General features: G+C 65.2%; 6 protein-coding genes and 1 pseudogene. 6 read left to right on the top strand and 1 reads right to left on the bottom strand.

The genetic code is table 11. The features are described from left to right. Positions 1–175: 175 nt before the first annotated feature. From C3942_RS21675 to C3942_RS22475, 6 genes are all read left to right on the top strand, one after another. Complete coding sequence (locus tag C3942_RS21675) at positions 176–619, top strand: hypothetical protein (RefSeq protein WP_104231250.1); 444 nt, start codon at positions 176–178, stop codon at positions 617–619. A gap of 11 nt (positions 620–630) precedes the next feature. Then, on the top strand, positions 631–1,200 hold the full coding sequence (locus C3942_RS21670; protein ID WP_133164392.1) for a hypothetical protein: 570 nt from the start codon (positions 631–633) through the stop codon (positions 1,198–1,200). A gap of 2 nt (positions 1,201–1,202) precedes the next feature. After that, entirely contained in the window at positions 1,203–2,948 is a 1,746-nt protein-coding gene (locus tag C3942_RS21665; protein WP_104232460.1) for a right-handed parallel beta-helix repeat-containing protein, read from the top strand. A 705-nt stretch (positions 2,949–3,653) separates the two neighbouring features. Then, positions 3,654–4,070, top strand: coding sequence for a hypothetical protein (locus C3942_RS21655; RefSeq protein ID WP_104232458.1), 417 nt, complete (start codon positions 3,654–3,656; stop codon positions 4,068–4,070). Then, positions 4,067–4,237: a hypothetical protein gene (locus tag C3942_RS22480; RefSeq protein ID WP_165797575.1), complete on the top strand. Its 171-nt coding sequence runs from the start codon at positions 4,067–4,069 to the stop codon at positions 4,235–4,237. Before C3942_RS21655 ends, C3942_RS22480 begins: the two co-directional genes overlap by 4 nt. Continuing rightward, complete coding sequence (locus C3942_RS22475) at positions 4,234–4,407, top strand: hypothetical protein (protein WP_165797574.1); 174 nt, start codon at positions 4,234–4,236, stop codon at positions 4,405–4,407. Before C3942_RS22480 ends, C3942_RS22475 begins: the two co-directional genes overlap by 4 nt. Before the next feature lie 773 nt (positions 4,408–5,180). Here C3942_RS22475 and C3942_RS22895 read toward each other — a convergent pair. Further along, positions 5,181–5,304: pseudogene (locus tag C3942_RS22895) on the bottom strand (IS3 family transposase); the annotation flags it as partial. Between the last annotated feature and the right edge of the window lie 232 nt (positions 5,305–5,536).

Here is a 5,536-nt window from a genome sequence, read left to right as displayed (position 1 = left end):
AGCCCTCGGCTTCAACACGGGCGCGACCGATATCAAGACCGGCGCGACCTTCAACTTTTCCAAGCCGGCCAGCGCCACGGGAATCGACCTGAGCGGCAGTGTCGGCTGGGCGCTCCTGGCTGCGGGCGTGGTCGTGATCGCGCTGGTGGTCAAGCGCAACAAGGGAGCCTAGGCCATGGGCCTGTTCGGCGGTGGCAACAAGCAGAGCCAGTCCACGGACGTGCAAGACCTGTCGGCCGGCGCGAACGTCGGCGGCGATGCGGCGGCAGCTGTCACGTCTACGACCGTGGCGATTGGCAGCTCGGGCAGCAAGTCCCCGATCAACAACGGAACCTTCAATTTCACCGATGCCGGCGCGGTCAATCGGAGCTTCGATTTCGCCGACTCCAACCAGGAAAAGACCTTCGGTTTCCTCAAGGAAGCCCTGGGGTCCGCGGTCGGCGCGCTGAACACCAGCCGCGACAGCATCCGCGATGCCTCGACGCAGAGCATCAACGCCATCGCCAAGGCCGCGGAGACGCCGGAAGAGAAGGAAGGCAATCGAAACCTCTATGTCCTGGCCGGCGTGCTGATCCTGGTCGGAACCATTTTCTATTTCCAGAGCAAGGGGAAAGCCTGATGGAAACCGGCATGCTCGACAAACCGGTATCGCTCAAGGCCGGCGTGGAGCACCCGCTCCAGGTGGACGGTGACTACTTCCTCGTCGTCAAGGCCGCCAGCGCGGTGCAGATCCAGTTCGATGACGGCACCTGGCTGACCCGCTTCCAGGGCGACGGCATGGGCGTCAACACCTACCGCCGCGTGCGCCTGCTGTCCGATGCGGATCAGGACGTGATCATCGCCCTGGGCTATACCGGCGGCGCGCGGACGCCGACCGTGGGCCGCTCCGTCGTCTCCGGCCCGATCAATGTCGCCGTGGACAACCCGACCCAGCGTCCCAGCGCGGACGATGTGGTCATTGCGGCGGGCGCGACGGTCCAGGTTCTTGCGGCCGACGCGGATCGGCTGAGTGCCTTGGTGCAGCTCGATGAGCTGGCGCCGGGCCTGGTGCGCGTCGGGGACTCCTCGGTGAGCGGATCGCGCGGAACCAAGGTGCAGCCCGACGATGCCGCCGTCTGCAACGGCAGTGCCGCGGTGTGGGTCCACAACCCGAACGGTGTGGCGGTGACGGTGAGCCTGCAGACGGAGCGTGCGCCGTGAGCATGAGCATCGGGATCATCAAGTCGCCGCGGCGCCTGGTCAACCAGTTGCGCGCCAACCTGGCCGACGTCGCCAGCGGCTTCGGTTCGTCCATGGTGGGATTCAAGCTCGACGCGGTGTCGGCGGCCAGCCGCACCATCTATGAAAAGCTGGCTGAACAAGTGTCCGTCAAGGACTTCGGTGCGACCGGCGACGGCGTGACGGACGACACGGCGGCGATCCAGGCGGCAGTGGACTTCGTGCATTTCACGCTGGGAGGCGGAACCGTCTACTTTCCGAACGGCGTCTACATCGTCAGCGACAGCATCCAGGTATACAGCAGTATGACCTTGCTGGGCGCGGGTGCCGACTACTACACGGCCGGCGTTGAACCGCTGAGCGGTTGCGTCATGAAAGTTGCGGCCAACGGCATCATGGCCGGCCTGCCGGTGTTCGACGTGTCGGGGTGCCGGTACACCACGGTCAAGGGCTTCACCTTCTTGGTCGCCGGAAACGACTGCACCGGGAACACGACAATCGCGATTGCCGACAGCGCCGCCGGCCCGGCGTCCTTCCTCAGTATCGAGCACAACCGCAGCCGCTACTTCGGCGGGCCTTTCGTCAAGCTGTTCGGCAACGTCAATTCCATCATGTGGAACCGGTCGAACGAGCACCATGACCATATCGTGCACATGGACGACTCGGCGGACAATTTCATCGCCTTCAACGATTTCGGGTCGCACCCGGACAACCTCGTGGCCGGCACGCTGGACGCCTGCTTGTTCCTCGACGGCGGCGCCAATAACACCATCATCGGCAACCACCTGTACAACCATGGTTTTGGCATCCGCCTGACCAACTACTCGAACCACAACCGGATCGAGGGCAACCGCTGCGAGAAGCACAGCCATGCCGGCATCCAGCTGGACAACGCGGACCGCAATACGCTGCTGGGCAACCACCTGTTCAACAACGGCTATGTCAGCGGGCGGCAGGGCATCGACGTCAAGAACGCTTCCGGCGGAAACGCCATCGTCGGGAACTACATCTTCAACTTCGCCGCCTTCCCGGGCGGCACGAACCAACTGCGCGGCATCCAGATCAGCGGTGCCAGCAATAACAACAAGGTGTCCGGGAACTACCTGATCGACCACGAGGAGAACAGCATCGTGGTTGATGACTCGACGCTGAACCTAATCGACGGCAACTACATCGCCAACGGCAAGGCGCGCGGTATCTCGGTCGGCAATGCGGCTCACGACGCCACGGTGTCCGGGAACTACGTCTATGCCTGCGGACAGGGGGCGGACAACACCCATGACGGCATCTTTGTCGATGCGAGTGACCGGGTGACGGTGCGCGGGAATACCGTGCGCCACGGCGGCGGCGCGGCCCAGCACCGTTGGGGCATCCGCATCAACAGCGGCGCGACGGCTTCGGTGTGGAACAACGATGTGACCACGGCCGGGCGAAGCGGCAACATCGCCGACGCTGGCGGCAGCACGGAAATCCGGGCGAATCGCGGCTTCGCGACGGACAACAAGGGCACCGCGACCATCGGCGCAGCGAGCACGTCGGTCAACGTCACGCACTCTCTTGGGCGCACGCCGAACATCGCGGACATTTCCGTGACGCCAACCAACCAGCCGACCTCGGCGGCCAAGTTCTGGATCAGCGGTGTCACAGCAACCCAGTTCACGATCAACTGCGATGCCGCTCCCGGCGGCACGGGCTGGTCGTTCGGCTGGCGGGCAGAGGTCATCCGCTGAGTGTGCGCGCCCTCCCCGTCCTCGCAGTCATCGGCACGGCCGGCGCGGCGGCCTGGTGGTACGCCGGCCGCCGCGCTGCTGCTGCAGCTCCAGCGGCTGGAAACCAGGCTGCGCCGCCCGCGGCGAGCTGGGCCGAGCCCCTTCCGGAATTCGATGACGTGGTTTCCAGCATGGAGAATGCCTTGAGCGCCCTGACCCTGCCGNGCGGCCTGCGCAACAAGAACCCCGGCAACCTGCGGCCCGGCTCGCAGTGGCAAGGCCTGGCCTCGCCGCCGACCGATGGCCAGAACTACCTGGTGTTCGTCTCCGACCACTACGGCCTGCGCGCCGCCGCGCTGAACCTCAAGAACCAGCAGGTGAAGCACGGCCTGCGCACGGTCCGATCGATCATCACCAAGTACGCGCCGGCCTCCGACAACAACAACACGGCGGCCTACATCGCCGCGGTGGCCAAGCGCCTGGGCGTCGGCGCGGATGCCGCCATCGACATGACCAGCCCCGCCACGCTGGAACGCTTCCTGCGCGCCGTGGTGAGCCACGAGAACGGCCGCGGCGACTACTACGACGACGGCACGTACTCCCGCGCCGTCCAGGCGGCCCTATGAGGCCGTCCTTGTTTCGCGAGGGATGCCTCGTGCTGATGTTGGTGTGCCTGACGCTGATCGTCACCAGCAAGCGTGAGTGCCACTGCGAGGAGCAGCAGCAATGAAGCTGCGCGACGTCCCCGACCCTGTGTGGTACGGCCTGCTGGCCATCGTCGCGGCCGGCGGCGTCTACTGGCTCACCAAGCGCGCCGCGGCGGCGGTGGGCGATGCCGTCACCGGCACCGTCCAGGCGGCCGGGACTGCGGCCTACAACGCGGGCAACGCGGTGCAGGACGCCATCATCCCCGGCGATGCCACCCTCGGCACCTGGCTGTTCGACCGGGTGCAGGACGCGCGGCAGCTGCTGGGTCTGCCGTCAGAGCATGACCTGTCCTCGCCGACGCCGGCCAAGCCGGCGGGCTCCTGGAGCGCCAACGGCTACGACTACGGCACGGCCGGCGTCAGCGGCATCCCCTGGCGCCCCGAGGCCAAGCCCTTGCCCGACATTTTCAATTTCAGCCTGGATTACATCCGATGAACCGCCTCAAAGAGCCTTCCACCTGGGCCGGCATCGCCGGCATCCTGGGCGCCTTCGCGCCCCTGAGCGGCCCCGCCGCGCCCTGGCTGGCTGCGGCCGCCGCCGCCGCAGGTTCCGTGGCCGTGGCGCTGCGCGAGCAGGCGCCGAAGGGCCAGGGCAAGAAGTGAAGCCGGCCATCGCCGCTAACCTGCTGCTGGCCGCCCTGGTCAGCTTCGCCGGCTTCCAGCTACATCGGGCAGTCGATTTGCTGGACCGCGTTGACCAGCGAGTGCAGGCCCATGATGTGCGCCTGGCTGTGCTGGAGGCTCGCCAGGGCGCCGTAGCGGGACCACATTGAGGCCGGCCGGCGGAAGGCCTAGCTTGCGCCTGCGGCGCGTTTCCTGGGCTTTCCTGGCCCGCTCCCGTCGTTTGGCAGCTTCCGCGGCCTCCAGGCGCTCTACGGCCTCCTGGGATCGTTTCTTTTGGGCCTCAATCGCCGGGCGGTCGTGATCGGCCACAACCTGGCGCCAATCCTCCCCGAACAGCTCCACGCGCCAAGCGTGGTGGAGCTGGCTAACGCCGATGCCCCATCCCCGCCAGAACGAGCGCGCCCAGGGCGGGCAACGTGTCTCGATGGTGAGGGCCAAGTGCGCGGCGCTGCGCGGAATCAGGCCTGTTGACCTCCATCTAGTTACCGTTCGTCGGGTAACTCCGAACACTAGAGCGGCCGTATCGAGGGTCATGGAAAATTCAGCCATGAAGGCATGAAAATTGAAGTGTTGCATAGCGACCTTTTTTTATAAGTTATGCCGGCGCTATCGACCCCTCCCTGCCCTACTTAAGTCGATTTTGTGAGCGGTTTCACGATGTATATTATGTTAAGTAATAAATAGAAGAGAAAGGCCTCATTGCTGAGGCCATGCTGGATTACCTGCGTGACGGCCAAGATGGGTTCGGGACCGGGCTTTGTTGCTGCTTGCCTGCTCCAGCGGCAGGCCCAGGTCAGCATGGCCCGGGGCCGGTGAATTCCTTGCCGTTGTCGGGGTCCGGATGATGGAAGGTCGCCCTCGGATCGCACAAACCTCGTCCATCAGGCGCACCAAGTGGTCGCCGCCGATGCTGTGCTCAGGCGAATCACGGCCACGGCCTTGTGCGTGGCGTCATCGGCGATCGCCAGGCATTTGAGCACCCGCGCGATCCGGTCAAGGACAAGATTCATCAACCAGACCTCATTGGCGGCCTCAGGCCGGATCAGCTGCTGGCCATCTATCGTCGGTCGGGATCTTCTTGCGCCGACCCCGTACCCTGCAGCCGCTCCAGGGCTTAGAGCCGCTCCACGCGCCTTGGGATCGTCCGGATTCCGTGCAAGAAAAAACCCCCGCAGCTCTCGCTACGGGGGTTTGTCCTTCTTTAAGAGCCTGGCAGTGTCCTACTCTCACATGGCTATTGCCACACTATCATCGGCGCTGTGTCGTTTCACTTCCGTG

The organism is Solimonas fluminis, from assembly GCF_002930645.1.
GTDB classification, from domain to species: Bacteria; Pseudomonadota; Gammaproteobacteria; order Nevskiales; family Nevskiaceae; genus Solimonas_A; species Solimonas_A fluminis.
Note: the sequence above shows the minus strand (reverse complement) of the source record. Positions and strands in the feature narration are given on the sequence as shown.